General features: G+C 70.1%; 22 protein-coding genes. 11 read left to right on the forward strand and 11 right to left on the reverse strand.

Annotated elements, in window-relative coordinates; all coding sequences use genetic code 11:
* Positions 1–170: 170 nt before the first annotated feature.
* The gene (locus ACWCOV_RS33835; protein ID WP_449833425.1) at positions 171–1,208 is read right to left on the reverse strand and encodes a TAXI family TRAP transporter solute-binding subunit; all 1,038 of its coding nucleotides are present in this window, start codon (positions 1,206–1,208) and stop codon (positions 171–173) included.
* Positions 1,209–1,397: 189 nt separating this feature from the next.
* Between ACWCOV_RS33835 and ACWCOV_RS33840 the strand changes: the two genes are divergently transcribed.
* Positions 1,398–4,418 carry an alpha-mannosidase gene (locus ACWCOV_RS33840; protein WP_449833426.1) on the forward strand — a complete coding sequence of 1,007 codons (3,021 nt, stop codon included), beginning with the start codon at positions 1,398–1,400 and terminating at the stop codon, positions 4,416–4,418.
* A gap of 50 nt (positions 4,419–4,468) precedes the next feature.
* On the opposite strand, the gene ACWCOV_RS33845 is transcribed toward ACWCOV_RS33840, so the two are convergent.
* Positions 4,469–4,909, reverse strand: a complete 441-nt coding sequence (locus ACWCOV_RS33845) for a GDSL-type esterase/lipase family protein (protein ID WP_449833427.1) — start codon at positions 4,907–4,909, stop codon at positions 4,469–4,471.
* Here ACWCOV_RS33845 and ACWCOV_RS33850 point away from each other — a divergent pair.
* The gene (locus ACWCOV_RS33850; protein ID WP_449833428.1) at positions 4,883–5,509 is read left to right on the forward strand and encodes a PucR family transcriptional regulator; all 627 of its coding nucleotides are present in this window, start codon (positions 4,883–4,885) and stop codon (positions 5,507–5,509) included. The two genes, ACWCOV_RS33845 and ACWCOV_RS33850, sit on opposite strands and share 27 nt — an antisense overlap.
* A 51-nt stretch (positions 5,510–5,560) precedes the next feature.
* Positions 5,561–6,886: a cytochrome P450 gene (locus tag ACWCOV_RS33855; protein WP_449833429.1), complete on the forward strand. Its 1,326-nt coding sequence runs from the start codon at positions 5,561–5,563 to the stop codon at positions 6,884–6,886.
* A gap of 340 nt (positions 6,887–7,226) precedes the next feature.
* Here ACWCOV_RS33855 and ACWCOV_RS33860 read toward each other — a convergent pair whose 3' ends face one another.
* Positions 7,227–7,730: a DUF5709 domain-containing protein gene (locus tag ACWCOV_RS33860; RefSeq protein WP_449833430.1), complete on the reverse strand. Its 504-nt coding sequence runs from the start codon at positions 7,728–7,730 to the stop codon at positions 7,227–7,229.
* A 63-nt stretch (positions 7,731–7,793) separates the two neighbouring features.
* Here ACWCOV_RS33860 and ACWCOV_RS33865 point away from each other — a divergent pair, with 63 nt between their 5' ends.
* The gene (locus ACWCOV_RS33865) at positions 7,794–8,957 is read left to right on the forward strand and encodes an FUSC family protein (protein WP_449833470.1); all 1,164 of its coding nucleotides are present in this window, start codon (positions 7,794–7,796) and stop codon (positions 8,955–8,957) included.
* Between the two features lie 418 nt (positions 8,958–9,375).
* Here the strand turns inward: ACWCOV_RS33865 and ACWCOV_RS33870 are convergent, their stop codons facing one another.
* Entirely contained in the window at positions 9,376–9,816 is a 441-nt protein-coding gene (locus ACWCOV_RS33870; protein ID WP_449833431.1) for an OsmC family protein, read from the reverse strand.
* Between the two features lie 7 nt (positions 9,817–9,823).
* Positions 9,824–10,996: a phosphatidylinositol-specific phospholipase C1-like protein gene (locus ACWCOV_RS33875; protein WP_449833432.1), complete on the reverse strand. Its 1,173-nt coding sequence runs from the start codon at positions 10,994–10,996 to the stop codon at positions 9,824–9,826.
* Positions 10,997–11,118: 122 nt separating this feature from the next.
* Between ACWCOV_RS33875 and ACWCOV_RS33880 the strand changes: the two genes are divergently transcribed.
* Positions 11,119–11,736 carry a TetR/AcrR family transcriptional regulator gene (locus tag ACWCOV_RS33880; RefSeq protein WP_449833433.1) on the forward strand — a complete coding sequence of 206 codons (618 nt, stop codon included), beginning with the start codon at positions 11,119–11,121 and terminating at the stop codon, positions 11,734–11,736.
* Between the two features lie 75 nt (positions 11,737–11,811).
* Here ACWCOV_RS33880 and ACWCOV_RS33885 read toward each other — a convergent pair whose 3' ends face one another.
* Together ACWCOV_RS33885 and ACWCOV_RS33890 are read right to left on the reverse strand one after the other, a co-directional pair.
* The gene (locus ACWCOV_RS33885; protein WP_449833434.1) at positions 11,812–12,219 is read right to left on the reverse strand and encodes a DUF3592 domain-containing protein; all 408 of its coding nucleotides are present in this window, start codon (positions 12,217–12,219) and stop codon (positions 11,812–11,814) included.
* A 149-nt stretch (positions 12,220–12,368) separates the two neighbouring features.
* Positions 12,369–14,291 carry a DUF5107 domain-containing protein gene (locus ACWCOV_RS33890; RefSeq protein ID WP_449833435.1) on the reverse strand — a complete coding sequence of 641 codons (1,923 nt, stop codon included), beginning with the start codon at positions 14,289–14,291 and terminating at the stop codon, positions 12,369–12,371.
* 59 nt (positions 14,292–14,350) lie between these two features.
* On the opposite strand from ACWCOV_RS33890, the gene ACWCOV_RS33895 reads away from it, so the two are divergent.
* Entirely contained in the window at positions 14,351–16,006 is a 1,656-nt protein-coding gene (locus tag ACWCOV_RS33895; protein WP_449833436.1) for an FAD-binding dehydrogenase, read from the forward strand.
* 75 nt (positions 16,007–16,081) lie between these two features.
* Positions 16,082–17,248, forward strand: coding sequence for an alpha/beta hydrolase family protein (locus tag ACWCOV_RS33900; RefSeq protein WP_449833437.1), 1,167 nt, complete (start codon positions 16,082–16,084; stop codon positions 17,246–17,248).
* Here ACWCOV_RS33900 and ACWCOV_RS33905 read toward each other — a convergent pair.
* Both ACWCOV_RS33905 and ACWCOV_RS33910 read right to left on the reverse strand, forming a co-directional pair.
* Positions 17,232–18,164: a serine protein kinase RIO gene (locus tag ACWCOV_RS33905; RefSeq protein WP_449833438.1), complete on the reverse strand. Its 933-nt coding sequence runs from the start codon at positions 18,162–18,164 to the stop codon at positions 17,232–17,234. The genes ACWCOV_RS33900 and ACWCOV_RS33905 overlap by 17 nt on opposite strands.
* A 147-nt stretch (positions 18,165–18,311) precedes the next feature.
* On the reverse strand, positions 18,312–19,037 hold the full coding sequence (locus tag ACWCOV_RS33910; RefSeq protein ID WP_449833439.1) for an NIPSNAP family protein: 726 nt from the start codon (positions 19,035–19,037) through the stop codon (positions 18,312–18,314).
* A gap of 153 nt (positions 19,038–19,190) precedes the next feature.
* Between ACWCOV_RS33910 and ACWCOV_RS33915 the strand changes: the two genes are divergently transcribed.
* A complete protein-coding gene (locus ACWCOV_RS33915; RefSeq protein WP_165949278.1) occupies positions 19,191–19,334 on the forward strand; it encodes a GPGG-motif small membrane protein in 144 nt (47 codons plus the stop codon).
* Between the two features lie 57 nt (positions 19,335–19,391).
* On the opposite strand, the gene ACWCOV_RS33920 is transcribed toward ACWCOV_RS33915, so the two are convergent.
* Positions 19,392–20,813 (reverse strand): aminotransferase-like domain-containing protein, encoded by a 1,422-nt coding sequence (locus tag ACWCOV_RS33920; protein WP_449833440.1) that lies wholly within the window; start codon positions 20,811–20,813, stop codon positions 19,392–19,394.
* Here ACWCOV_RS33920 and ACWCOV_RS33925 point away from each other — a divergent pair.
* Genes ACWCOV_RS33925 through ACWCOV_RS33935 form a run of 3 tightly spaced genes read left to right on the forward strand, consistent with a single transcriptional unit; the run spans position 20,812 to position 24,020 of the window.
* Positions 20,812–21,714, forward strand: a complete 903-nt coding sequence (locus tag ACWCOV_RS33925) for a DMT family transporter (protein ID WP_449833441.1) — start codon at positions 20,812–20,814, stop codon at positions 21,712–21,714. The genes ACWCOV_RS33920 and ACWCOV_RS33925 overlap by 2 nt on opposite strands.
* Before the next feature lie 9 nt (positions 21,715–21,723).
* Positions 21,724–22,998, forward strand: coding sequence for a winged helix-turn-helix domain-containing protein (locus tag ACWCOV_RS33930; RefSeq protein ID WP_449833442.1), 1,275 nt, complete (start codon positions 21,724–21,726; stop codon positions 22,996–22,998).
* 56 nt (positions 22,999–23,054) lie between these two features.
* Positions 23,055–24,020, forward strand: coding sequence for a TIGR03557 family F420-dependent LLM class oxidoreductase (locus tag ACWCOV_RS33935; protein WP_449833443.1), 966 nt, complete (start codon positions 23,055–23,057; stop codon positions 24,018–24,020).
* Here the strand turns inward: ACWCOV_RS33935 and ACWCOV_RS33940 are convergent.
* Positions 24,010–24,630 carry a UdgX family uracil-DNA binding protein gene (locus ACWCOV_RS33940; RefSeq protein WP_449833444.1) on the reverse strand — a complete coding sequence of 207 codons (621 nt, stop codon included), beginning with the start codon at positions 24,628–24,630 and terminating at the stop codon, positions 24,010–24,012. The genes ACWCOV_RS33935 and ACWCOV_RS33940 overlap by 11 nt on opposite strands.
* Between the last annotated feature and the right edge of the window lie 12 nt (positions 24,631–24,642).

Raw genomic sequence — 24,642 nt, forward strand, 5'->3', positions numbered from 1 at the left:
CAACGTCAACGGCGTCACCATCCAGTCCCGCACCCGCGGCAGCGGGCCGTGGGGCTTGATCGACGACTACGACGCCTGACAACTCCAGCGGATATCCCCTGGAGTTGTGGGTTCTCCACTCGTAGACGGAGGGAGAACCCACAAGCCGAGGGGATATCCCCTCGAACGGGTCAGATGTGGTTGGCGCGGTACCAGCGCTCGGCGGCCGGGTGCAGCGGGATCGGCATCGTGGCGATCGCCGAGCGCGGGTCGAGTGACCCGGCCTCCGGGTGCGTCCCCATCAGGTCGTTCTGCCGGCGGAACATCGTGTTGACCGTCCACCAGGCCCACGAGTCGGACAGGTTCGGCCGGGCGATCAGGTAGTTCGGCACCGCGAGCGTCGGCACCGAGCTGGCCAGGCCGTACACCGACGGCGGGATCGAGGACACGATGTAGCCGCCGAACCGCTTGAGCGAGATCTCCTCGGCGACCGTGCCGATGTCGACCAGCCGGAAGCCGACCGACTTCTGCAGCAGGGCGATCGGTCCGGTCGGCAGGCCGCCGCTCCAGATCAAGGCGTCGATCCCCGGGCCCTTGCCCATCCGGTCGGCCTTCTCCTTCAGCGACTTGACCGCCTCCTCGAGCGAGAGGTTGGTCGTCCGGACCTTCCGCAGCTTGGCCGTCTCCAGGATCAGGTCGGCCACGACCTTGGTTCCGGAGTTCATGGGGCCGACGTTGACGGTCAGGCCGCTCAGGTCCTTCAGCTGGACGGCGTTCGACGCGGTCGGCACCACGACGTGCACGTAGTTGTCGTAGGTCCGGGCCAGCGCGCTGAACTTGAGCCCGCCGGAGCTGAACATCCCGGTGCCCTCGTACGCGTTCAGCGCGGTGTCCGAGGTGGTGAAGCCCATGTCGACCTTCATGCCGGCCACCTTCTGCAGGTTGTCGACCGAACCGCCGGAGGGCTCCGTGCGCATCTCCATGCCGGTCACCTCGCTGACCAGCTTCGCGAGGCCGCTGCCGAAGACGTCGTACACACCGCCCTTGTTGCCGGTCGCGAGCGTCGCCGGACCGGCCGGGGCAGGCTCGTCGGAGCGGCCGCGGGAGCAGCCCGGGACGAGCAGTGCCGCCGCGGCGGCAGCGCCGAGCCCGAACATGCTGCGGCGAGTCATTCCGCTCGGTGCGAGGAGGCCGTTCCCGGGAGGGGTCACGAGGCGGGGGCGATCCATGCAGGACAACCTAGACGGCAACAGGTCCGATCCGGTAGCCGCGGCCGCAGACTGCGACCCGGCCGCTACCAGGAGTGCAACGATGAACTGCGTCTGGACGGGCCCGGGGTGGGTGTGACAGCGTTGTCATCGCAGCGGCCGCGTGGGTCGCAGGACTAGGCACGGCAGATACCCCCGGAGGATGATTTCGTGCACGACGACCGTCAACTCATCGAGGAGCGGCTCCAGCGCGCCCTGCGGGAGCGGATCCGCCCCGCGATCTACGGCGCGGCGGTCCCGCTGGACATCCAGGTGTGGCACGCCCCGGGTGAGCCGGTGCCGGCCGCCGAGGCGATCGCCGCGGCCTACGAGCCGGCCGCGCTCGGCCTGCCCTGGGGTCCCGCCTGGGGGACCGCGTGGTTCAAGTTCAGCGGCCAGGTGCCGGCCGAGTGGGCCGGCAGCGAGATCGAGGCCGTCGTCGACCTCGGCTTCAGCGGCGGCCCCGGGTTCTCCGCGGAGGGCCTGATCCACACCACGTCCGGGGTGCCGCTCAAGGGCCTGCACCCGCGGCAGACCTACGCCCCGCTGTCGATCCTCGGCCCCGACGGTACGGCGGCCTCGCCCGGCGACCGGATCGAGTTCTTCGTCGAGGCGGCCGCGAACCCCGAGGTGCTGGGGTCGAACGCGTTCGCGCCCACCGACGTCGGCAGCAAGCCGCAGCCGGGCGGCACGCCGATCTACCGGCTGGCCCGCGCCGACCTGGCCGTCTTCAACGCCGAGGTGTGGGACCTGATCCTCGACCTGGAGGCCCTGGACGGCCTGCAGAAGGAGCTGTCGCCGCAGGAGCCGCGCCGCCGCGAGATCCTGCGGGCGCTCAGCCGCGCGCTGGACGCGCTGGACTACGAGAACGTCGCCGGCACCGCGGCCGACGCTCGCGCGCAGCTGACCGACGTACTGAGCCGCCCGGCGCACGCCAGCGCGCACCAGCTGTCCGCCGTCGGTCACGCGCACATCGACTCGGCCTGGCTCTGGCCGCTGCGGGAGACCCGCCGCAAGGTGGCCCGGACCGTCTCCAACGTCGCCACCCTGGCGCAGGAGTACCCGGAGCTCGTCTTCGCGTTCTCGCAGGCCCAGCAGCACGCCTGGGTGAAGGACAACTACCCGGAGGTGTGGGAGCGGCTGAAGAAGGCCGTTGCCGACGGCACCATCGTTCCGGTGGGCGGCATGTGGGTCGAGTCCGACACCAACCTGCCCGGCGGCGAGGCGCTGGCCCGGCAGTTCGTGCACGGCAAGAAGTTCTTCCTGGACGAGTACGGCATCGACACCCAGGAGGTGTGGCTGCCGGACTCGTTCGGCTACACCGCGGCGCTGCCGCAGCTGGTGAAGCTGTCCGGCTCGAAGTGGTTCCTGACCCAGAAGATCTCCTGGAACAAGGAGAACAGGTTCCCGCACCACACCTTCTGGTGGGAGGGCCTGGACGGGACCCGGGTGTTCACCCACTTCCCGCCGATCGACACCTACAACTCCGACCTGTCCGGCCGCGAGCTCGCGCACGCGCAGCGCAACTTCGCCGAGAACGGCGCGGCGACCCGCTCGCTGGTCCCGTTCGGGTACGGCGACGGCGGTGGCGGCCCCACCCGGGAGTTCGTCGCGACCGCGCGCCGGGTGGCCAACCTGGAGTCCTCGCCGCGGGTCACGATCGAGTCCCCGACCGAGTTCTTCACCGCGGCCGAGGAGGAGTACCACGACCACGCGCCGGTCTGGTCGGGTGAGCTCTACCTGGAGATCCACCGGGCGACCTACACCTCGCAGGCCAAGACCAAGCAGGGCAACCGGCGCAGCGAGCACCTGCTCCGCGAGGCCGAGCTGTGGTCCGCCGCGGCCGTCGTCGCGGGCAAGCTGGACGCGTACCCGTACGAGGACCTGGACCGGATCTGGAAGGCCGTGCTGCTGAACCAGTTCCACGACATCCTGCCGGGCTCGTCCATCTCCTGGGTGCACCGCGAGGCCGAGGCGACGTACGCCAAGCTGGCGGCGGAGCTCGAGGCGATCATCGCGAAGGCGCAGCAGGCGCTGGCCGGCGAGGGCTCGGCCCAGATCGTCTTCAACGCCGCGCCGCACAGCCGCAACGGCGTCGCCGGCCTGGGCGCCGGTGTCGCAGCCGGCGAAGGCCAGTCCGTCTCGGTCGAGAACGGCGTACTGGACAACGGGCTGATCCGGGTCACCATCGACGAGCGCGGTCTGATCACGTCCCTGTACGACGTGGAGGCTTCGCGTGAGGTGATCGCTCCGGGCGCCACCGGCAACCTGCTGCAGCTGCACGTGGACACCCCGAACCACTGGGACGCGTGGGACGTCGACTCGTTCTACAAGAACAACGTCCGCGACGTGACCGAGGTGGACAGCGTCGACTTCAGCACCGTCTCCGGCGTCGCGACGGTCGTCGTGAAGCGGTCCTTCAACCGGTCGTCGGTCACCCAGACGCTGCGGCTGCGGCCGGGCGCCAAGCGGGTCGACATCGAGACCACGATCGACTGGCACGAGGCGGAGAAGTTCCTCAAGGCGGCGTACCCGGTCGACGTGCACGCCGACCGGTCGGCGTCGGAGACCCAGTTCGGGCACATCTTCCGGCCGACCCACCAGAACACCTCGTGGGACGCGGCGAAGTTCGAGATCGCGGCGCACCGCTGGGTGCACGTCGGCGAGCCCGGGTACGGCGTGGCCGTGGTCAACGACTCGACGTACGGCCACGACGTCAACCGGACCGCCCGCGAGGACGGCGGCACCACCACCACGATCCGGACGTCGCTGATCCGGGCGCCGCGGTTCCCCGACCCGCAGACCGACCAGGGCGTGCACACCGTGAACCACGCGCTGGTGGTCGGCGCCGGCATCCCGGAGGCAATCGAGGAGGGCTACCGGATCAACCTGCCGGAGCGCGTCGTCACCGGCGCCGACGGGGTCGACCCGATCGTTGCCGTCGACAACCCGAACGTCATCGTCGAGGCGCTGAAGCTGGCCGACGACGAGTCCGGCGACGTCGTCGTCCGCCTCTACGAGTCCACCGGCGGCCGCTCCCGCGCCACCATCACCTCGTCCTTCGCGGCGGCATCGGTCACCGAGGTAGACCTCCTCGAGCGCCACCTCGCCGACCGTGAGCTGGTGGACGGTGGCGTCACCTTCGAGCTCCGCCCGTTCCAGATCCTCACCCTGCGCTTCAAGCGTTCCTGACCCCCACCCCAACGAAGGCCCGCCTGGCTTGCCGGGCGGGCCTTCGCCTTTCAGCTCGCGGCCTCAGCGACGATGGCTCCGAAGGCGGCCATCCCCCGGGCGCTGGGGTGGAGGGGTGCGGCGACTGACGTAGGCACCAAACCTTCCAGCCAGCGTTGGGTGATGGGGGCGCAGGCGTCGTGGCCGATGCTGGGGGTGCGGAGGTCGACGTACTGGGCGCCGTGCGCGGCGGACTGCTCGGCCAGCATGGCGTTCAGGCGGTCGACGGTGGCCTGCAGGTAGTTGGCGTCGACCGGCCAGACGGGGATTTGTGGATAGCAGCCGTTCGGGCGGATGTAGGTGCCGTACGCCGTCACCAAGATGCGGGCGTTGGGCGCGAGCTGCTTGAGGCCACGCGACAGTCGCTCTTCGCCGCGCTGCTCGACGGACGTCCCGTAGACGTCCGGCTGCCGAGCGAGTACGTCGTGGTCGGCCTCTCGCTCGGCGTGCATCCGGACGAGCACCAGCCAGGGGTCGATGTCAGGATCGTTGCCCGGCGCAAACTTCGGCGCATCCGGGTGGAACTGGACCGGGTGCCGGACAGCATGGCCGGCCTGTCTTCCGAAGGCGGGATCGCGCTCCTGCCCGCACCGGCCCCCGATCTCACCGCGCTCCGCGCCAGGCTGAGCCGCGCCTCTGGTGTCGACGTCACACTCGCGACCACGAGCGTCACACCGGACGAGGTCCCGGCCGCTGTGACGTTGGTGCGGGATCTGCTCGAGGTGGTGCGGACGCATGGGCGGGCGCCGGGGGTTTACGAGTTGGATGATCTGGTGCTGGAGTACCAGCTCAGCCGCCCGAGCCCGGCTCGCGATCGGCTGGCCGGGTTACTCGCCCCTCTCGCCGGGCGGACCGATCTGCTGACGACCTTGCGGTGCTACCTCGGGAACGCTCGCAACCGGCGGCAGACCGCGGCCGAGCTGCACGTCCACGCCAACACCGTCGACTACCGGTTGCGCCAGGTCGGCCGGTTGACCGGGCTCGATCCGGTGCGGGACGACCAGCTCGCTCGGCTGGTGGCGGCCCTTGTCGCATTCGACGCCCAGACATAGGCAACAGTTCACCCGGCTGACGTAGGTTGGAGACCCCGGCTTGGAGGTGGCATGGCCTCGACACCCTTGCTCGGCTCCCGGACGCTCGATCGGCAGACGGCTCGCACGCTGCCGCCGGGGCCTCGGTTGCCCACGCTGGCTCAGACCGTGCTGTTCGCGAGTCACCGCAAGACGTTCTTCCCGCGCATGCGCGAACGGTACGGCGACGTGTTCACCATCCGGCTCGTGCCGTCCAGCCGCGTGGTCGTCGTACTGAGCAGACCGGAGCACATCCGGGAGGTGTTCGGCAGCCCGCCGTCGGTGATGCACGCGGGTGAGGGCAACACGGTGCTGGAGCCGATCATGGGCGCGCACTCGCTGCTGCTGCTGGACGACGAGGATCACGTCCGGATGCGGCGGCAGCTGATGCCGGCGTTCTCCGGGCAGGCGCTGCGCGGGTACGCCGGGATGGTGCACGAGCTCGCCCGCGCGGAGGTCGGGACCTGGCCGGTCGGCAAGCCGTTCAAGGTGCACCAGCGGATGCGGGAGCTCACGCTCGAGGTGATCCTGCAGGTCGTGTTCGGCGTGACGGACTCCGACAAGCTGAACCGGCTCCGGCCGCTGCTGGACAAGATCGTCTCGGTGTCGCCGGTGATCATGCTCGGCGGGTTCTACCCGGCGCTGCTCCGGGTGCCGCCGTGGCGGACGTACCTGACCGTGCAGCAGCAGGTCGACGAGATCCTGTACGACGAGATCGCCCGGCGGCGCGGGAATCTTGCCGGGCGCAACGACGTACTGTCCCGACTGCTTGCTGCGGGCAACTGGTCGGACGTGGAGCTGCGGGACCAGCTGGTCACGTTGCTGCTGGCCGGGCACGAGACGACCGCGACGGCGCTGGCCTGGGCGTTCCACGAGCTGGCCCGGCGGCCGGAGGACCTGGCGTTCGGGCAGCGGGCCGCGGACGCGGGGGCGGACGAGGAGCTGGAGGCGATCGCCAAGGAGGCGATGCGGCTGCACCCGGTCGTCTACCAGGTCGGCCGGCGGCTGACCGAGACCGCCGACGTGGCCGGCTACCGGTTGCCGCGCGGGACCACGATCATGGCGGCGATCGGGCTGGTGCACCGCGACGGCGAGCACTTCCCGGTGCCGGAGGACTTCCGCCCGCAACGCTTCCTCGAGGACGACCCGCCGGCCCCCGGCACCTGGATCCCCTTCGGCGGCGGCGCCCGCCGCTGCATAGGCGCCGGCTTCTCCCTCATGGAAGCCACCGAAATCCTCCGCGCCGCCCTCACCACCCACACCTTCTCCACCCCCAACCCCACCCCCGAACCAGCCAAACCCAAGAACGTAACCCTGGTCCCCGCCCGAGGCGCCGAGGTCATCGTCACCCCCCGCTGATTCCGCTGCAGAGGAAGCCGGGCGCACCAACACCACCCGGCCGAGCGGAGCGAGGCCAGCTCCCCGGGTGCTCGCGGGCCTGCGCACACCTCCCCGGCCCAGCGGAGCGAGGGCGGGCTCCGGCGTCCGATGCGGTCGGCTTGCGTCCCACCCCGGCCGAGCGGAGCGAGGCCGGTCAGCGGTGGGGGTTGCCCGCGTGCGCTCATCGCTTGGCCGAGCGGGGCGAGGCCGGCTTCCCGGACGGGCTGCTGGCTTGCGCACACCCCCGGCCAAGGACCGAGGGCCCGGGCTCCTGCGGGGTCGGCTCGCAGACCGCCCGGGCGAGTGGAGTGAGGCGGGGTCAGTCCTCTTGGTCGGTTACGTCGCCTAGGTCTACGTCGCGGTAGGTGGGGAGGTCGGCTTCGTCGTCGTCGGTCAGTTCGAAGTTTTCTTCGTCGTCTACTACGTGGACGGCGGCTTCCTCGGCGGAGGCGGCGGCGCCGGCGAAGCCGACGTCTTCGGCGACCAGCTCGTCCTCGTCGTCGCTGTGGGCGCCCTCGTCGGGGGCGACCAGCCGGCCGGAGCGCTGGACGCCGACCTCGGGGCCACCGACGTCCTCGCCGTCCTCGGCGTACGGGTCGACGTCCGGCTCCTCCTGCGCGATCCGCTGGTCCAGCGACTCGCCCTGCAGCGCCTCGTCGGCCGTCGTGCCGAACCCTTCGCCCGCGGACCACTTCTCCGGCGGCGAGTAGCCCTCGTCGAGCAGATCCTCCACCCCCCGGTCGTTCAGGGTGTCCTCCGCCTGCAGCTGGTCCTCGTCGTCCACGCTGTAGCTGCCGTAGTCCTCGCGGTTGTTCTCCGTCATGTCCACCACCCTGTCCGTCCACCGCGGGTGAATCAAGGCGGAGCGCGGTGCCGGTGCACCATGATGGACACCGTGGATCCGGTCAGGCTGACGCTGGAGCAGTTGCGGGAGTTGCGGGACGACATCGCGCCGCAGGCTGCTCGCCGGTCGCGGGCCTCGGTGCGCCGCCGGGTGGACCGGTGGCGGGACCGGCTGTTCTTCATCTCCCAGTGCGCGCTCGCCGCCGGCGTCGCGTGGGCGCTGGCCCGGTACGTCGTCGGCCACCCGACACCGTTCTTCGCGCCGGTCGCGGCGATGGTGTGTCTCGGTTTCAGCTTCGGCCAGCGGTTGCGGCGGGTGGCCGAGGTGATGGTCGGCGTGGCCGTCGGGGTCGGGGTCGGCGACCTCTTCGTCCGCTTCTTCGGCACCGGCGTACCCCAGATCATCTTCGTGGTCGCGCTGGCGATGAGCGTCGCCGTACTCCTCGGCGCCGGCACGCTGATGACCACGCAGGCCGGTGTCCAGGCGGCGATCGTCACCACCCTGCTGCCGAACCCCGGCGCCGGCTTCAGCCGCTGGCTCGACGCGGTGCTCGGCGGCCTGGTCGCGCTGGCCGCCGCGACGATCGCCCCGGCGACCGCCATCAGACGCCCTAGGCAACAAGCGTCCGGGGTGCTGAACGAGCTGGCCGAGATCCTGGTCGAGACCGCCGAAGGCCTCGAGGGCAAGGACGAGGCGGCGGTCACCGACGCGCTCCGCCGGGCCCGGAACAGCGAGTCCCTGCTGGACGACCTGCGCAGCGCGGCCGACGAGGGTGTCGCCGTGGTCCGGCTGTCGCCGTTCCGCCGCCGGCACCGCGGCCGGGTCCAGCAGATCGCCGACCTGGTCGTACCGCTGGACCGCGCGATCCGGAACATCAGAGTCCTGGTACGGCGCTGCGCAGTGTCGGTGTGGCGCGACGAGCAGATGCCGGCCGAGTACCCGATGCTGCTCGAACGGCTCGCCGACGGCACGCGGCTGATCGGCGAGTCCCTGTTCGAGCCGCAAGCCGATGTCGCCGCGCACCGCGTGCTGGGCGAGCTCGGCCGCCGGACGGCGGAGATGCCGCTGCCCACCGGCCTGTCTGCGGTGGTCGTCCTCGGGCAGATCCGCTCCACCGTCGTCGACCTGCTCGAACTGACCGGCACGACGTACGACGAGGCACGCAAACTGGTCCCGCTCCGCCTCGACGGGCTGGATGAGAAGTAGGTCACATCAAAAGTCGGCCCGAATTCCCGTCATACCCCGGGAGTTGGTGCGTCTCACTGGCATGACGATCCACCGACTGATGACCGCGATGGCCAGCGAGCAGATCCGCGAGCTCGAGGACGCGCTGGCCGGCACCCAGACCACCGACGACCGGAGCGACGCCGCCGCCGAGCAGTAATGGCGCGTACCGGACGAACGGATCCAGGCGGCGCACCCGGACGGTCTTGCCCACCGAGCTAGACCGCACGGATGTCGCACAACGCAAGAGGCGCCCCGTGCGAGGCGCCGCCGGATCTGTGGTGCACCGCCACAGAGGTGCACCGAGAACCACCCGCCGGCAGTCCTGACGCCGCTTGCGCGAGGCTCAGGCCAGGCCGGCGGGTGGTTTTTTCTTGCTGACAGCTACCAAGTAATTGCCCTAGGCCACCGTCACCTCGGTGGTGACCGAGTTCGCGATGAAGCACTCCAGGTGCGCCCGGTGGTGCATCCGCTCGATCGCCTCGGCGTCCGGCTCCGCGCCGCCCCAGACGATCTTCGGGTGCAGCGTCACCTTGGTGATCGCCAGCCGGCCGGCCTCGTTCTTCGCCATCACGCCGACCGCGTGGTCGTCGTACGCGTCGACGACCAGCCGCTTGCGGGCCGCGATCGCCAGGAAGGTCAGCATGTGGCACGACGACAGCGCGGCCACGAACGCCTCCTCCGGGTCGACCGGGCCCGGGTTGCCCAGGTACGTCGGGTTGGCCGACGCCGGGACCGTGATCCCGCCGTCGAAGCGCCACTCGTGGTCGCGGTTGTAGGTGTCGTAGGTGAACTCGTGCTCACCACGGCTCCAACTGAGATCGACCACGTGCTCCGACATGTTCAGGTCACCTCTCCGCGACGTCTCCGCGGCACCATTTCGGCGCCGACACCGGATTGCATCGTACTGGGGTGTCCCCCGGCAGCTTCGCGACAAAGTCGCTGTCGTAGCGGGCCGCCATCCCGGCGACCGGGAAGTCGGTGGTGACCACCTGGGCGCCGCTGGCCAGCGCGATCCCGACCCGGCTGAAGTCCTTCTCGCGGATCGTCGCCATCGGCTCGTCGGACCGGGTGCGGATCAGGTAGCCCTTCGACACCAGCCGCTGGATCTCGGCCTGGTTGGCGCCGCGCGGGTCGTTCACCTGGGTGATCGCGGCGTCCGGCTGGCCCTCGGGACCGCGGGTGAAGACCGCCCGGCCCTCCAGGTTCGGCTGGCCGGCCCGGTACAGGTCCCGGATCGCGCCGGCGCCGCCGTTGTCGAAGTAGAACAGGACCTGGCCGCGGACCGAGTCGACCTTCGGCCAGCCCTTGGTCAGCACCGACTGCTCCAGCGTCAGACCGGGCTTGCGGACGTCGTCCGGGGTCAGGATCTCCTTCTCGGAGAACACCGAGCGGATCTCGGCGTCGATCCGGTCCAGGTTGGCCGCGTCCCACGGCGGCGACTGCACCCCGCCGGCCGCGACGATCTTCGGGTCGGACTGCTTGAGCTCGAGGCTGATCGTGATCGGCGTGTGGTCCGGGTTCTGGTCCGACCAGGCCTTCACCTGCTGCAGGCAGACGACGAGCGACTTGCAGGTGCCGTTGTAGTCGAAGTCCGGGATGTGCATGACCTTGATGCCGGGCTGGGCCATCACCGGGTCGGTCAGCGGTCCCTGCCCGGTCAGCTTGCGGATCAGCGGGTACGTGTACAGCCCGCCCGCCGCGGAGTCCGGGACCAGGTCGAGCTCGAGGGTCCGGATGTTCTGGTCCTCCAGCTGCGCCGGGATCGCGGCGTGCGAGTACCAGAGGTCGACCGAGCCCGGGTTCTGCGCCTGCTGGACCTTCTGCTCGGCCGGGCTGAGCTCGCGGTGGTACGAGTTGTGCGAGCCCATCATCTGGAGCTGGTTGAGCCGCAGGCCCGAGCCCTCACCGTGGGCCGTGGTCTGCGGGGTGGTCTCGGAGTCGAGCGCCGTACCGGCGAGCCCGGTCGCGGCGATCGCGGCGGAGGCCAGGCCGGCGACCACCGTTCTGCTGATGCGCATGGCGGAATTCCTCCTGTGGACGGACACGGGAATGTCTGCTCGGCGCGGTGACGCCGATCTGACGGCAATCTGTCACAGGAAGGTGGCAACGTTGTCCCCCCGGAAGATGGACAATGAGCGACATGGTGACATCGGGGGCGTATCCATTGCGCCGGACGCCGACCCAGGACCGGGCCAGCCGGCAGGTCGAGCGGATCCTGGACGCGGCCTGCGCCGAGGTGGTCGAACGCGGGTACGACGCCGCGTCGACGAGCGGGATCGCGAAGCGGGCGGAGATCGCGGTCGGCAGCGTGTACCGGTACTTTCCGGACAAGCGGAGCCTGATCCAGGCGATCGAGCGCCGGAACCAGGCGCGCTACACCGAGGCGGTGCGGGAGCGGCTCGGGTCGGTGGCGACCTGGCGGGAGTCGGTGGACGTCACGCTGGACACGTTCCGGGAGATGCACCGGACGGATCCCGGGTTCCGGGCGGTGGTGCTGAGCGGGCTCGGCGACCCGGACCTGGAGACCAAGCCCGGCGAGTTCGACGACCAGCACGCCGGCGAGTTCGCCGAGCTACTCGCCGCCCGCTTCGGCGCCCGGGACACCCAGGAGTTCCGCCTGGCCGTCACCTTGAGCATCACCATGGGCGAGGCGCTGGCCCACCTCGCCGACCGCCTGGATCCCGCCGAAGCCGACTACGTCCTTTCCCAGGGCCGCCCGGTCCTCTACAACCTGCTCGCACCTCATCTGCCCGCCTGAAAAGCGCAAAAGCCCTCGCCTGAGGCGAGGGGTGGGCGGAGCAAGCCGTGGGACGGCGACCTGCTTGACGGCCGGTCAGGGCTGTGGAACCGGGTCAGAGTTCCGCGGCCCCAGCTGCGGCCAGTGGCTGACCCGGCCGGCGATACGAGCCCGGCGTGGGTTCCGGACGTCGTAGCTGACGATGACCCGGTCGCCCTTGGTGTAAGTAATCCTGCTGCCCACTGGGAGCTTGCGGGAGACCTCGAACGGTCCCTCACCCCGGCGGGTGCAGTACTCGACGGTGACCTCGGTGTACTCCGTCGGTTCGCCGCCGTCCAGCTGACCGCGGACCGGGCCACGCACCCGGATCACCTGACCGGCCGTCTTCTCCTCCGTGCCCGAAGGGATCTCGTCCCGCCGGAGCCCGGCGAGCACGTCCAGCACGATGCATGCCGTGACCAGCAGCACCAGGCCGAACCCACCGAGCACAACGATCGTCAACATGGCACTCACCCCCGACGCGCCGCCCGCGAGCGACGCGGTCGTCGTTTGTCGGTGTCCTTGGGAGACACCTTGCGCGGCCCTTGCCGCACAACGGTGAGACGTCGCCTGGAGGTACTCGGTTCCCACGTCCTGACAAAGTTTTCGAGAAGTCAGTTACCGCCCATGCCGAACTGATATTGCGGGGGCACCGGCCGCCTCGTGCCGAGCGCGTCCTCGGTCTCCACCCACAGATCCGCGAGCGGATTCGCCCCCTCGCGAACGGTCGGCAACTGGATGCCGTCGGCCAGCAACGCGGCCGCCGTCTCCGGGTCGTCGGTCAGCAGCGCGTGCCGGATCCGCAGCAACCGGATGCGGGGGTCATCCGCGACCGCGGCCGGGATCCGCTCGAGCAGTCGGCCGGCCCGCCGTACGTCGGCTTCGAGCGCGGCAGCGACCGCCTCGACCTGCAACTCGACCAGGTCCGGCAGCAACTCCGCCGCCCGCTCGTAGTACGACAGGTCGCCGGTGACCAAGCCAAGGTTCCGCAGCGTCCAAGGGTTGTCACCCGACCGCCGCCACGCATCCACCGCCCCATCGACGTCGCCGGCGTAGTGCCGCGCAACACCCCGGTGGTACCAGACGAGCCAGTTGTCCTCAGCCTTCTCCAACTGGTCCCGCCAGCTCACCAAAGTTCCATCAGGTACGGCGTCCGCCGCCGGCAACCGCCCGTCGAGCAAGGGCAACCACGCGCGTTCCCTGGACGTCATGGTGTCCTCGGCGAACGGCGTACCCGCAGAGACAGTCCACCCCGTGCGAGCCAGCTCCAGCGCACCCCAGCCCGTGCCGATCGCGAGCCCCTCGACCGGCGCCGCGTCCACGACCGTCAACCACGTGCGCTCGCGTTCCGGCAGCTGATCCAGCACCGGACGCAGCGCTTCAGCGCCCGCCGTCCGGGCGGCCGTCCAGTCCTCCGCGTGCGCGGCCGCGGGGTCCACCGACAGCCGCCCGTAGGCCTCGAGCCAGTGCCAGTTCGTTGCGGCAGGCAACTTCAGGTGCTCGAGCTGGGTCCGCGCGAGCCCGGCCTGAATCTCGGCGTAGCCGTGTCCCTGCAGGCCCGGCGCCAACCACTCCTGCCAGCGCCGGCCGCCGGTCCCCTCGCCCCAGACGAACAGCTTCCGCCCCTGCAATCGCTCGGTCGACGCCTGGACGAGACCGTTGCCGTCGGCGTCCAGCGACGCGATCCACGGCCGTTCGCCGGCGAGGGGCTCGAAGAAGAAGTCGACCGCCCGCGGGTGGCGCATCGGGTAGGTCAGATCGATCCCCTCGAACTGCGGCACGTCGATCAGATCGAGCCAGCGCCCGGTCGCGTCCGGCCGACCCGCGCCGGCGTAGCCGAACCGCCAGGCCTGGTCGGCCGGCACCAGGACGCGGGTGGACGGCGACTGCTCGACGGCGATGTTCGACCACCAGTACGCCGGGACGTCGGCGTCGGACGGGTTCTGCAGCCGGACGCCGACGTACAGGAACGACGAGTCGGCCGGGAGCCAGAAGTCCAGCTGGGTGACGAGGTTCCTGGTCCGTTCCAGCTCCCACAGACGCAGCACCGGCGTACCGTCCGGGCCTTCGACGCGGGCGGCGTGCATCCGGGCGCAGGTGCCGGTCCAGTGGCCGGTGGTGCCAACGTTCCACTCGACGCCGCCGGCCCACCACGCGTTGCGCAGCGCAAGGTTCGCGGGCTGGAACACGGGGTTGCGGTAGAGCAGTTCGGCACCGCTCGCCTTGTCGACGAGGGAGTAGAGGCGTCCGCCGACGCTGGGCAGCACGGTCGCGCGGACATGGTCGTTCTCCAGCACCAGCGCGGGAAGGGCGCGGTCGACCAGCGCACGGTCGTACCCGTCCTGGTTCAAGCAGGGCAGGGGGCTGTGCAGGCGCCCGTACTGGATGTTCTCGCGCAGCTCGGCCGGGAGTTCGGCGAGGTTCTGGACCTGGTGGAGCTCCTGTTGGCTGCGCAGCGGCGCGAGCGGGTTCTCCGGGCCGAGGGTGGCGGCGGGCAGGACGAGGTCTTGCGCGGAAAGGGTCGTCACAGCTCTCATCCTCACAATTCCGCACAAGCCCGTCCATCCGTGCCGCCGGTCCGCTATACATGGACACCATGGACGCGGATGTGATCGTCGTCGGGGCGGGTCTGGCCGGACTGGCCGCTACTGCCGAACTGGCTGACGCGGGGCGGAAAGTGCTGCTGCTGGACCAGGAGCCCGAGGCCTCACTGGGTGGGCAGGCGTTCTGGTCGTTCGGTGGACTGATGTTCGTCGACTCCCCCGAGCAACGCCGGATGGGGATCAAGGACTCGCGCGATCTCGCGCTGCAGGACTGGCTCGGCTCGGCCGGGTTCGACCGGCTCGACGACGAGGACAGGTGGGCCCGGCAGTGGGCCGAGGCGTACGTCGATTTCGCGGCCGGTGAGAAGCGTCCGTGGCTGCACGCCCAGGGTGTCCGGTTCTTCCCGGTGGTCGGCTGGGCCGAGCGTGGTGGCTACCTCGCCGACGGTCATGGGAACTCGGTGCCGCGGTTCCACATCACCTGGGGCACCGGGCCCGGGTTGGTCGCGCCGTTCGAGCGCCGGGTCCGGGAGGCGGTCGCGAAGGGTCTGGTCGAGTTCCGGTTCCGGCACCGGGTGGACGAGCTGACCGTCACCGGTGGGATCGTCGACGGCGTCGCCGGCAAGGTGCTGGAGCCGAGTGGTGTCGAGCGCGGGGTGGCCAGTTCGCGGACCGAGGTCGGTGACTTCAGCCTCACCGCGCAGGCGGTGATCGTGACGTCGGGCGGGATCGGCGGCAACCACGACCTGGTCCGGTCGCAGTGGCCGAAGCGGATGGGCGAGCCGCCGAAGCGGATGATCTCCGGCGTCCCGGCGCATGTGGACGGCCGGATGCTGGCGATCACCGAGAAGGCCGGCGGCCGGTACGTGAACCGGGACCGGATGTGGCACTACACCGAGGGCATCCAGAACTGGGACCCGATCTGGCCGATGCACGGGATCCGGATCCTGCCCGGCCCGTCCTCGCTCTGGTTCGATGCCACCGGCAAGCGACTGCCGGTGCCGCTGTTCCCCGGCTTCGACACCCTGGGAACGCTCGAGCACATCATGCGGACCGGGTACGACTACACCTGGTTCGTGCTCACCCAGAAGATCATCGAGAAGGAGTTCGCCCTCTCCGGCCAGGAGCAGAACCCGGACCTGACCGGCAAGGACATCCGCGGCGTGCTCGGCCGCGCCCGCGGCGGGGCGACCGCGCCGGTCCAGGCGTTCATGGACAAGGGCGCCGACTTCATCGTCCGGAGCAACCTGCCCGACCTGGTCCGCGCGATGAACGACCTGACCGGGGACAAACTGATCGACCTGGACGACCTGGAGCGCCAGATCGTCGCCCGGGACCGGGAGCTCGCCAACACCTTCACCAAGGACCTGCAGATCACCGCGTTGCGCGGGGCCCGGAACTACCGCGGCGACAAGCTGATCCGGGTCGCGTCACCGCATCGGATCCTCGACCCCAAGGCCGGCCCGCTGATCGCCGTACGGCTGAACATCCTGACCCGGAAGTCGCTCGGCGGTCTGCAGACGGATCTGGACTCGCGGGTGCTGCGCCCCGACGGCGAGCCGCTGCCCGGCGTCTACGCGGCCGGTGAGGTGGCCGGCTTCGGTGGTGGCGGCATCCACGGCTACCGCTCGCTGGAGGGCACGTTCGTCGGCGGTTGCCTCTTCACCGGTCGTACGGCGGGACGCGCGGCAGCCAAGGCAGTGTCGTAGGGGAACACTGGCGGGCTGGTGCATGTGTGCCGCGACCCCCTATCTGGTCGTGACACAGGCTTCTAGCGTGACGCCATGCGCCGCCTCGCGTTCATCTCAGCCACCGTCCTGCTGTTGTCCGGCCTCACTGTGCCGGCCGACGCCCACCGATCGGTCCGGGTCCCGGGTGCCGAGTACCAGCAACTCGCGCACCTCGACGACCTGACCACGACCGGCACCGTGGCGTCCGGCCACACCAACCCGGCCGACTACGCCGGGCTGACGCACTCCGGTCTCCAGACACCGGGACCCGTGCCCGGGGTTCAGATCGACGGCTACTTCCCGGACTCGTCGCACACCAACGCCAACCACGGCTGGAACCACGACTCCCAGTTCGTGATCCGGCTGCCCGAGAAGTGGAACGGCGGCCTGGTCGTCTCCGGGTCGCCTGGCGTGCGGGCGCAGTACGCGAACGACAAGTCGATCTCGGACTACGTCCTCGCGCTGGGCTACGCCTACGCGGCGACCGACAAGGGCAACACCGGCGCCGCCTTCTACACCGACGGCGTGCGGCCGGGTGACGCGATCGTGGAGTGGAACCTGCGGACGACCCAACTGGCGCGGGCCGCCCGCGCCACGGTCGCGAAGTACTACGGGAAGCCCGCGCGCGAGGTGGTCGCCGCCGGGATCTCCAACGGCGGCTACCTGGTCCGCTGGCAGCTCGAGAACCACCCCGAACTCTTCACCCGCGGCGTCGACCTCGAAGGGACGCTGTGGACGGCGCACGGCCCCAACCTCTTCACCTTCCTGCCGCCGGCAATCAGGGGCTACGAGCAACAATCGCCGGAGCTGATCGCCAAGGCCGGCTTCGATCCGCGGTCGGACTTCCTGTGGGACTACCACTACTCGGTCTACTGGAAGCTGACCCAGCGCATCTACGCCGCCGAGCTCGACCCGACGTACGCCGGCAGCGAGGCCGACTACGACTACGCCAAGCGGCCGCAGGCGCACCAGGCCGTCGCACGCATCGCGCTGACCGGGAAGATCCGCCGGCCGCTCGTCACCCTCCACGGGACGTACGACAGCCTGCTGCCGATCACCCAGGACTCGGACGTGTACGCGCGGATGGCGCGCCGGACCGGCCTGCACACCTACCAGCGGGTCGAGGCAGGCAACCACGTCGACGGCCTCGTCGACGCCTACCCCGACCGGCTGGTCCCCCTGGTTCCGCTGTTCCAGAAGGCGATCAGAACACCATCGTGAGCAGGTCGGCGAACAACTCCTGCTCGTCGACCTCCAGCCCGCGGTTGGTGAACCAGGCCGCCATGTTGTGGCAGTCCCGGAGCAGGAAGTCCATCCCCTTCGGGTTGCCGACGATGTCGACGACCTGCGGGAGATCGATCATCACGATCCGCTCGCCCTGGGCCAGCACGTTGTACGGCGACAGGTCGCCATGGGCCAACCCCGCCCTGGCCAACTCGCGCATCCCGTCGCGCAACTGCTCGAAGTACTGACCGAGCAGGTCCTTCGACGGCCGGACCTGGGCGAGCCGTGGCGCGGCCCCGCCCTCGCCGTCGTCGATGAACTCCATCAGCAACTCGGTGCCGTCCACCTGCACCGGGTACGGCACCGGCACGCCGGCCTTCCACAGCCGGCACAGCGCGTCCCACTCGGCGTACGCCCACTGCCCCGCGGCGACGCTGCGACCGTGTGCGGTCTTCTTCGCCATCGCGCGGCTGTCCCGGCTGTTCCGGGTCCGGCGCCCTTCGACGTACGACGTGCTGCGGTGGAACGACCGGTGTTCCTCGGTGCGGTAGCGCTTGGCCGCCAGCAACGAGGACCGAGCCGGGTTGTCGCCGATGGCTTCGACGGCCCGCTCCACCAGGAAGACGTCGGCTTCCTTGCCGGTTTTGAGGACGCCGAGCTCGGTGTCGATCGCGGCCTGTTCCGTCACCACCCAGTCCGGGCGGGGATCAGGTCCGCGAGAACCGCGCTCGACGTCCAGCCAGGTGGACCAGCGCTGATCCGGGCCGAGGTGCTCGTCGACCGAGTGGAACTGGAAGACGAAGGCGTCGGCCGGATCGGGTTGGGACTCGTCACTGGTGAGTTCGGCCCAGCGGGAGTCGAGGTCTGAAAGGTCAGAGAATTCTGCGTTGGTGCGAAAGACGTCGGAAGACATCCGGAGTGCTCCTGAACGGTGAGGTGGGACTGATGCGGACATGCCGCAGCACAGTGATGGCCATCCGTCAGCCCTCCTTAGGTCCAGGCAGCGCTCGTCGCCGCGCGGGTCGATTCAGGATGCCGGGCGCGCGCCCGACCACGCAAGCTATTTAAATTGCGACCGGCTGGTCGGTCGCAGTCGCAACTCCTGGACCGGCTTCACCGACCGCCGCACGAGCTCCGGCAGCACCTTCTGCTGCCAGGCCGCCGACCCCGCGAGCTGCCGGCGATGCGCGTCGTACGCCGCGTCGTCGTCGAACCGGGCGAACCACACCAGCACCACCTCGTCGCGCAGCGGCAGCCCAGGAAAGTTGTTTTCAGCAACCAATGTCTCGAGCACCGCGACGGGCTCCGCCCCGGTCTCCGCCAGCACCGGTGCGACGTGGTCGGAGAAGAACTCGACGAACCCGTCGTCCGGCGAGCCGCGGTGGTACACCGCCCCCGCGATCAGCGATCCGGGCACCTCCGTCGTACCGGCCGGCGCACGCGGCGAGTCGAGCCGGGGATAACCGTCGCGCAACTCCACCGGCTGCAGCAGCAGCGCGTTGTCGGAGTCGACCATCGTCGCGTTCGCGGCGCCGGAGTGCGCTCGCCAGACCGGCCCGGTGTAGAACGCCGTCAGCGCCTCCGCACGCGACGGCATGTCCGCGAAGCCGCGGACCCAGACGAACCGGTCCGGGTCGTCGAGATCGCGGAACTGGCCCACGATGTGCATCCCGGTCGCTTCCTGCGACTCGACGAGGTGCTCGTCGAACACCTCGATCAACGCATCGCGCTGTCCCGGTCGCAGCGTGTACTGGCGCAGGTCGACCACCGCGCAGCACTCCTCCATCTGGTTCCTCCTCGTGACTCGGCCACAGTCAGTCAAGCAGGGATACCTGACGGTGTATGTCAGTGATTCACCGTTTGCGTGGTGGGCACTGGATGTTCAGCACGGGGAGTTCAGCCGCCGGGTGCCCGCCCGGCCCTAGAGATTGGAAGGACCATGGGTCTCATCCTGTGGATCATCGCGGCGATCCTCGTCATTGCCGGGATCGTCTCTCTTGTCCGCGGCCAGCTGCTGTGGGGCGCCGCCTTGATCGTGATCGGCCTGCTGGTCGGCCCTGGTGGCGTCAGCATCTTCACCTGACCACCACCCCCGAACCGTCGTCGCCCCACGCAGCTCCCGCGTGGGGCGACGCCTCTTTCAGCGGAGCCGGCGCAGCGCCTGGTCGAGCCGCTCGACACCACGCACGATCTCGTCGGGCGACGCGGCCGCCACGTAGCTGAGCCGAAGATGCCGCGTCGGTCCGCCCGGGAGGTGGAACGCACTTCCCGGGCTGACCGCGACCGAGTGCCGCCACGCTTCGGCCGCGGCTTGGTCGTCCAGCACGCCGTCGGGCAACGAGGTCCAGACGTGGTAGCCGCCAGGTCGGGCGGCGTGCACCGTCAGGTGCGGGCAACGCTCCGCCAGGCTTCGCGTCGTCGTCTCGCGGCGGTCCCGGAGCGCAGCCGCCAGCCGGCGTAGATGCGTCGCGTACGACGGCGCCGTCATCAACTCCAGCGCGGTCTCCTGCATCGGCCGGGGGACGAAGAAGCTGTTGACCACGTGGGTGGCGCGCAACCGGTCGAACGCCACGCCCCGCGCGGTCAGCGCCGAGATCCGCAGGCTCGGCGAGGCCGGTTTGGTCAGCGATCGGATGTGGACGACGTGACCGTCCGGATCGTCGGCCGCCAACGGCTGCGGCAGGTCGGGAGCGTCGCCGTGCACCAGGCGACGCGTGAAGTCGTCCTCGATCACAAAGGCTCCGGCAGCGCGTACGGCGTCCATCAGCTGCGCCCGCCGCCCGGGCGCGAGAACGGCGCCGGTCGGGTTCTGGAACAGCGGTTGGACCAGCAGCACGCGCGCACCGGAACTCGCGAACGCCTCCGCCAGCAACTCCACTCGGACGCCGTCCGCATCGACCGGAACGGCCACACACCGGACCCCGGCAGCACCCGCCGCGGCCAGAGTTCCCGGGTACGTCGGTGACTCCACAAGCACACTGTCCCCCGGGTCGGTCAGGGCTCTGATCGCCGTCACCAGCGCGGTCTGCCCACCCGAACTGATCAGCACATCGCTCGCCCCGAGCGGCCCGTCCCGACCGGCGATGTCGGCAGCGAACCAGGCCCGGAGCTCGGGGATCCCCTCCGCCGGCGCGCGCGTCCAGGTCCCCGGCCGGCGTCCCGCCCGTCCCATCGCGTCAGCCAGCGCCTTGGTCGGCTGCAGGGACTCGTGCAGGTAACCGGTCGACAGGTCGACGACCTCGTCGACCGGTTTCGCGAGCATTCGCATCATCGCGGTGATCGACTGTCGTTCACCGGTCAGCGCCTGGTCTTGCCAGGACAGGTCAGCCGCGGCCTCTGACCGCCGCGGACCTCGACCGCTGACGAAGACACCTGCACCAGGTCGCGAGACCACCGCCCCCTCGGCCATCAGCACGGTCACCGCGCGCGAGAGGGTGACCGGGCTGATCCCCCAGCGCTTCACCAGCAGCCGGCTCGAGGGCAGCCGATCACCGGGGCTCGAGGCGGCCGCCTGGGCTCGCAGCCGCCCGACGACAACATCCAGACTGCTATCGTCGTTCATGACAGTACAGAATAGCGCTATCGCTGCTGACCGAGAAGCGATATCGACTCCCCGCGCGGGGACCGTCGCCGCGCTCCTCGGGGTGGCGTCCTTCTCGCTGAGCGCTCCAGCCACCGTCTGGGCCACCCAGGGCATGGGCCCGTGGACCGCGACCGGCGTCCGCGGACTGCTGGCCGGGCTGCTCGCGATCGTGCTCCTGGCCGGCCTGCGGGTCCCGTGGCCTCGCCACGAAGATCTTCGAGGTCTGCTGATCGTCACCGGCGGCTGTGTGATCGGCTTCCCGCTGCTGTCGGCGCTGGCCTTGCAGACCTCGACGACCGCGCACACGGCGGTCGTCACCGGCCTCTTGCCGATAGCAACGGCTTCCATCTCGGCACTGCTGACCCGGCGCACGCTGTCCTGGAAGTTCTGGGCGGCGGCCGTCACCGGCGCCGCGGCCGTCCTGGTGTTCACCCTCACCCGGCACCACGGGGCCGTCTCGATCGCCGACCTGTACCTGGTCGCGGCACTGATCGCCTGCGCGCTCGGGTACGCCGAGGGCGGTCGCCTCGCCGCGCACCTGCCCGGCTGGCACGTCATCGCCTGGGCCGTCGTGCTCGCCCTGCCGATCAGCCTCGCGATCACGCTGATCGCCGTACCTCGGGAACCGATCGAGCTGAGCCCGGTCAGCATCGTCGGGCTGGCCTACGTCGCCGGGATCTCGCAGCTCGGCGGGTTCGTGGTGTGGTACCGCGGGATGGGGATCATCGGGGTGGCCAAGGCCAGTCAGCTTCAGTTGGCCCAGCCGTTGCTGACTCTCGTGTGGTCCGTGCTCCTGATGGGCGAACACCTGCCGATGGCGGCTCCGATCACGGCCGTCGTCGTACTGCTGTGCATCGTCGTGACACAGCGATCGCGGTAGCTTCGGGGCATGGGAGCCGCGGGTGAGACGATCTCGATCGACCAGGCGCGGCGGATCGCGCTGGCTGCGCAAGGCTTCGCCGAGCCGCGGCCGGGACGCGTCGACGCGCGGCACCTTCGGCGAGTGATCGAGCGGATCGGCGTCCTGCAGGTCGACTCGGTGAACGTGCTGTGCCGCTCGCACTACCTGCCGCTGTTCGCCCGGCTCGGGTCGTACTCGCGGACCACGCTGGACCGGATGTGCTGGGGTGCGGACCGGGAGCTGTTCGAGTACTTCTGGGCGCACAAGGCGAGCCTGATCCCGCTGCGCAGCTACCCCTTGTTTCGTTGGCGAATGCGAGCGGCCGAGCACCAGGACTGGGGCCCCGCCGCCGACGTGGATCCCGCGCTCACCGCGCCGTGGTCCGTCGTCACCGGCATGCGCAGGCTGACCGCCGAACGGCCCGGGTACGTCGACGACGTGCTGGCCCTGGTCGCCGAACGCGGGCCCGTCACGGCCGGCGAGGCCAGCCCGGACGGGGTACGGCGGAAGCGCACCGACCCGGACCCTGATCCGAGCACCGGGAAGCTGTGGAACTGGCAGGACGCGAAGATCGCGATCGAGTACCTGTACTGCTCGGGGCAGGTGACGATCGCCGGCCGGCGCAACTTCGAGCGGCTCTACGACCTGACCGAGCGGGTGCTGCCGCCGCAGCCCGAGCTGAGCGCCGAGGACGCGCGCCGGGAGCTGGTCAGGATCTCGGCCCGGACGCTCGGGGTCGCCACCGCCCGCGAGCTGTGCGGCCAGGGCGGCGGCCACTTTCCGTTGCCTAAAGCAACCGCCAGGCAGGTGATCGGTGAGCTGGTCGACGCCGGTGAGCTCGTCCCGGTTCGCGTGGCCGGCGTACCGCAGCAGAGCTATTTGTGGTCGGGAGCCGAGGACCGGCCGATCCAGGCCCAGGCGTTGCTGTCGCCGTTCGACACCCTGATCTGGAACCGCGACCGGACCCACCGGCTGTTCGACTTCTTCTACCGGATCAGCATCTACACGCCGGAGGCCCAGCGCGTGCACGGCTACTACGTGCTGCCGTTCCTGCTGGGCGACCGGATCGTCGCGCGGGTCGACGTGAAAGCCGATCGCCGCAACTCCGCTCTTGTCGTCCCGACGGTGACCGCCGAGGACGGCGTACCCGACATCGTCCAACCTCTGAAGGCCGAGCTCGACCTGATGGCTCGCTGGCTGGAGCTCGACCGCGTGCTGGTGACCGCGGCCGGCAAGCTCGGCAAAGCACTGTCCCGTGCATAGCGCCGCAGGTCCGGGGCACCGGGCCGGTAGTGCAGCCGATGCGAGCGGGAGACGAGATGAAGATCGGATACTTCCTGTCCAGTGAGGAGTACGCTCCGGCCCAGCTGATCGAGCAGGCACGGCTGGCCGAGGAGGCGGGGTTCGACGGGTTGTGGATCAGCGACCACTTCCACCCCTGGAACGACGAGCAGGGTGAGAGCGCGTTCGTCTGGTCGACCATCGGGGCGGTCTCGCAGGTGTGCGAGCTGCCGGTGACCACCGCGGTCACCTGCCCGACCGTGCGGATCCATCCGGCCATCATCGCCCAGGCGGCCGCGACCAGCGCGGTGTTCCTGAACGGGCGGTTCACGCTCGGCATCGGTACGGGCGAAGCACTCAACGAGCACGTCCTCGGCGACGTCTGGCCGACCGTCGACGTCCGGCTGGAGATGCTCGAGGAAGCGGTCGAGATCATGCGCCGGCTGTGGACGGAGGACGGCTTCGTCACCCACCACGGCAAGCACTACACGGTCGACACCGCCCGGATCTACACCCGGCCGGAGACGCCGCTGCCGATCTACATGTCCGGATTCGGGCCGGAGGCAACCGACGTCGCGGCGCGGATCGCGGACGGGTACATCACCACGTCGCCGGACGCCGAGCTGCTGCAGCGGTTCCGGGACAACGGCGGCGGCGACAAGCCCGCGCAGGTCGGGTTCAAGGTCAGCTACGCGCCGACCGAGGAAGAGGGTATCGAGCAGGCGCACCGGATCTGGCGGAACTCGGGTCTGCCCGGCGAGCTGGCGCAGGTGCTGCCGTCACCGCGGCACTTCGAGCAGGCGAGCCAGCTGGTGACGAAGGAGTCGACCGCGCAGTCGGTCGCCGCGGGGTCCAAGGCGGACACCCACGTGGACGCGTTCAAGGCCTACATCGACGCCGGTTTCGACGAGATCTACGTCGCGAACATGGGCCCGCACTCGATCGACATGATGAACCTCTACCGCACCGAGGTCCTCCCCGAGCTGCACCGGATCACTCGCTGAGCAGGTCGGCGGCGACGCGGAGGTCGTCGACGAACAGCGCGAAGTCGCGGCGGTACTCCCTGGACCGGACCACAGCCGACGGGTGAACCGTCGCGACCGCGGATCGGCCGTCCGCGAGGTGCTGCGGCCGGCCGCGCTGTTCGGTGACTTTGAACCCGGTTCCGAAGACCGCACGGGCGGCGACCGCGCCCAGGACCACGACGAGAGCAGGCTTCACCACTTCGAGCTCGCGCTCCAGCCACGGGTGGCAGGCGGAGATGTGACCGGCGCCCGGGGTCTTGTGGATCCGCCGCTTGCCCTGCCGTTCGAACCGGAAGTGCTTGACCGCGTTGGTCAGGTACACCGACGAGCGTTCGATCCCGGCCTCCGCCAGCGCCTTGTCCAGCAGCCGTCCGGCCGGCCCGACGAAGACATGGCCTTCCTTGTCCTCCACGTCACCTGGTTGTTCACCGATCAACATCATCCGCGCCCGTGCCGGACCCTCCCCGGGGACGACGCGTTCGGCGTCCTCGAAGAGGTCACAACCACGGCACTCGGGCAACGTCGCGACGAGCTTGCGCAGCCCGCCGTCGTGCGGCACCCATTGCGACGCGCCAGTGAACTTCGTCACGGCCCGCCGGTG

The organism is Kribbella sp. NPDC002412, assembly GCF_053592935.1.

Excerpts from the sequence above, each read along its gene's own strand:
- ACWCOV_RS33870 (WP_449833431.1), bottom strand. The coding sequence starts at position 9,816 with ATGTCGGAGCACGTGGTCGATCTCAGTTGGAGCCGTGGTGAGCACGAG.
- ACWCOV_RS33925 (WP_449833441.1), top strand. The coding sequence starts at position 20,812 with ATGACAGTACAGAATAGCGCTATCGCTGCTGACCGAGAAGCGATATCG.
- ACWCOV_RS33900 (WP_449833437.1), top strand. The coding sequence starts at position 16,082 with ATGCGCCGCCTCGCGTTCATCTCAGCCACCGTCCTGCTGTTGTCCGGC.
- ACWCOV_RS33855 (WP_449833429.1), top strand. The coding sequence starts at position 5,561 with ATGGCCTCGACACCCTTGCTCGGCTCCCGGACGCTCGATCGGCAGACG.
- ACWCOV_RS33860 (WP_449833430.1), bottom strand. The coding sequence starts at position 7,730 with ATGACGGAGAACAACCGCGAGGACTACGGCAGCTACAGCGTGGACGAC.
- ACWCOV_RS33875 (WP_449833432.1), bottom strand. The coding sequence starts at position 10,996 with ATGCGCATCAGCAGAACGGTGGTCGCCGGCCTGGCCTCCGCCGCGATC.
- ACWCOV_RS33930 (WP_449833442.1), top strand. The coding sequence starts at position 21,724 with ATGGGAGCCGCGGGTGAGACGATCTCGATCGACCAGGCGCGGCGGATC.
- ACWCOV_RS33880 (WP_449833433.1), top strand. The coding sequence starts at position 11,119 with ATGGTGACATCGGGGGCGTATCCATTGCGCCGGACGCCGACCCAGGAC.
- ACWCOV_RS33865 (WP_449833470.1), top strand. The coding sequence starts at position 7,794 with ATGGACACCGTGGATCCGGTCAGGCTGACGCTGGAGCAGTTGCGGGAG.
- ACWCOV_RS33905 (WP_449833438.1), bottom strand. The coding sequence starts at position 18,164 with ATGTCTTCCGACGTCTTTCGCACCAACGCAGAATTCTCTGACCTTTCA.
- ACWCOV_RS33885 (WP_449833434.1), bottom strand. The coding sequence starts at position 12,219 with ATGTTGACGATCGTTGTGCTCGGTGGGTTCGGCCTGGTGCTGCTGGTC.
- ACWCOV_RS33915 (WP_165949278.1), top strand. The coding sequence starts at position 19,191 with ATGGGTCTCATCCTGTGGATCATCGCGGCGATCCTCGTCATTGCCGGG.
- ACWCOV_RS33920 (WP_449833440.1), bottom strand. The coding sequence starts at position 20,813 with ATGAACGACGATAGCAGTCTGGATGTTGTCGTCGGGCGGCTGCGAGCC.
- ACWCOV_RS33910 (WP_449833439.1), bottom strand. The coding sequence starts at position 19,037 with ATGGAGGAGTGCTGCGCGGTGGTCGACCTGCGCCAGTACACGCTGCGA.
- ACWCOV_RS33895 (WP_449833436.1), top strand. The coding sequence starts at position 14,351 with ATGGACGCGGATGTGATCGTCGTCGGGGCGGGTCTGGCCGGACTGGCC.
- ACWCOV_RS33835 (WP_449833425.1), bottom strand. The coding sequence starts at position 1,208 with ATGGATCGCCCCCGCCTCGTGACCCCTCCCGGGAACGGCCTCCTCGCA.
- ACWCOV_RS33935 (WP_449833443.1), top strand. The coding sequence starts at position 23,055 with ATGAAGATCGGATACTTCCTGTCCAGTGAGGAGTACGCTCCGGCCCAG.
- ACWCOV_RS33890 (WP_449833435.1), bottom strand. The coding sequence starts at position 14,291 with ATGAGAGCTGTGACGACCCTTTCCGCGCAAGACCTCGTCCTGCCCGCC.
- ACWCOV_RS33845 (WP_449833427.1), bottom strand. The coding sequence starts at position 4,909 with ATGCACGCCGAGCGAGAGGCCGACCACGACGTACTCGCTCGGCAGCCG.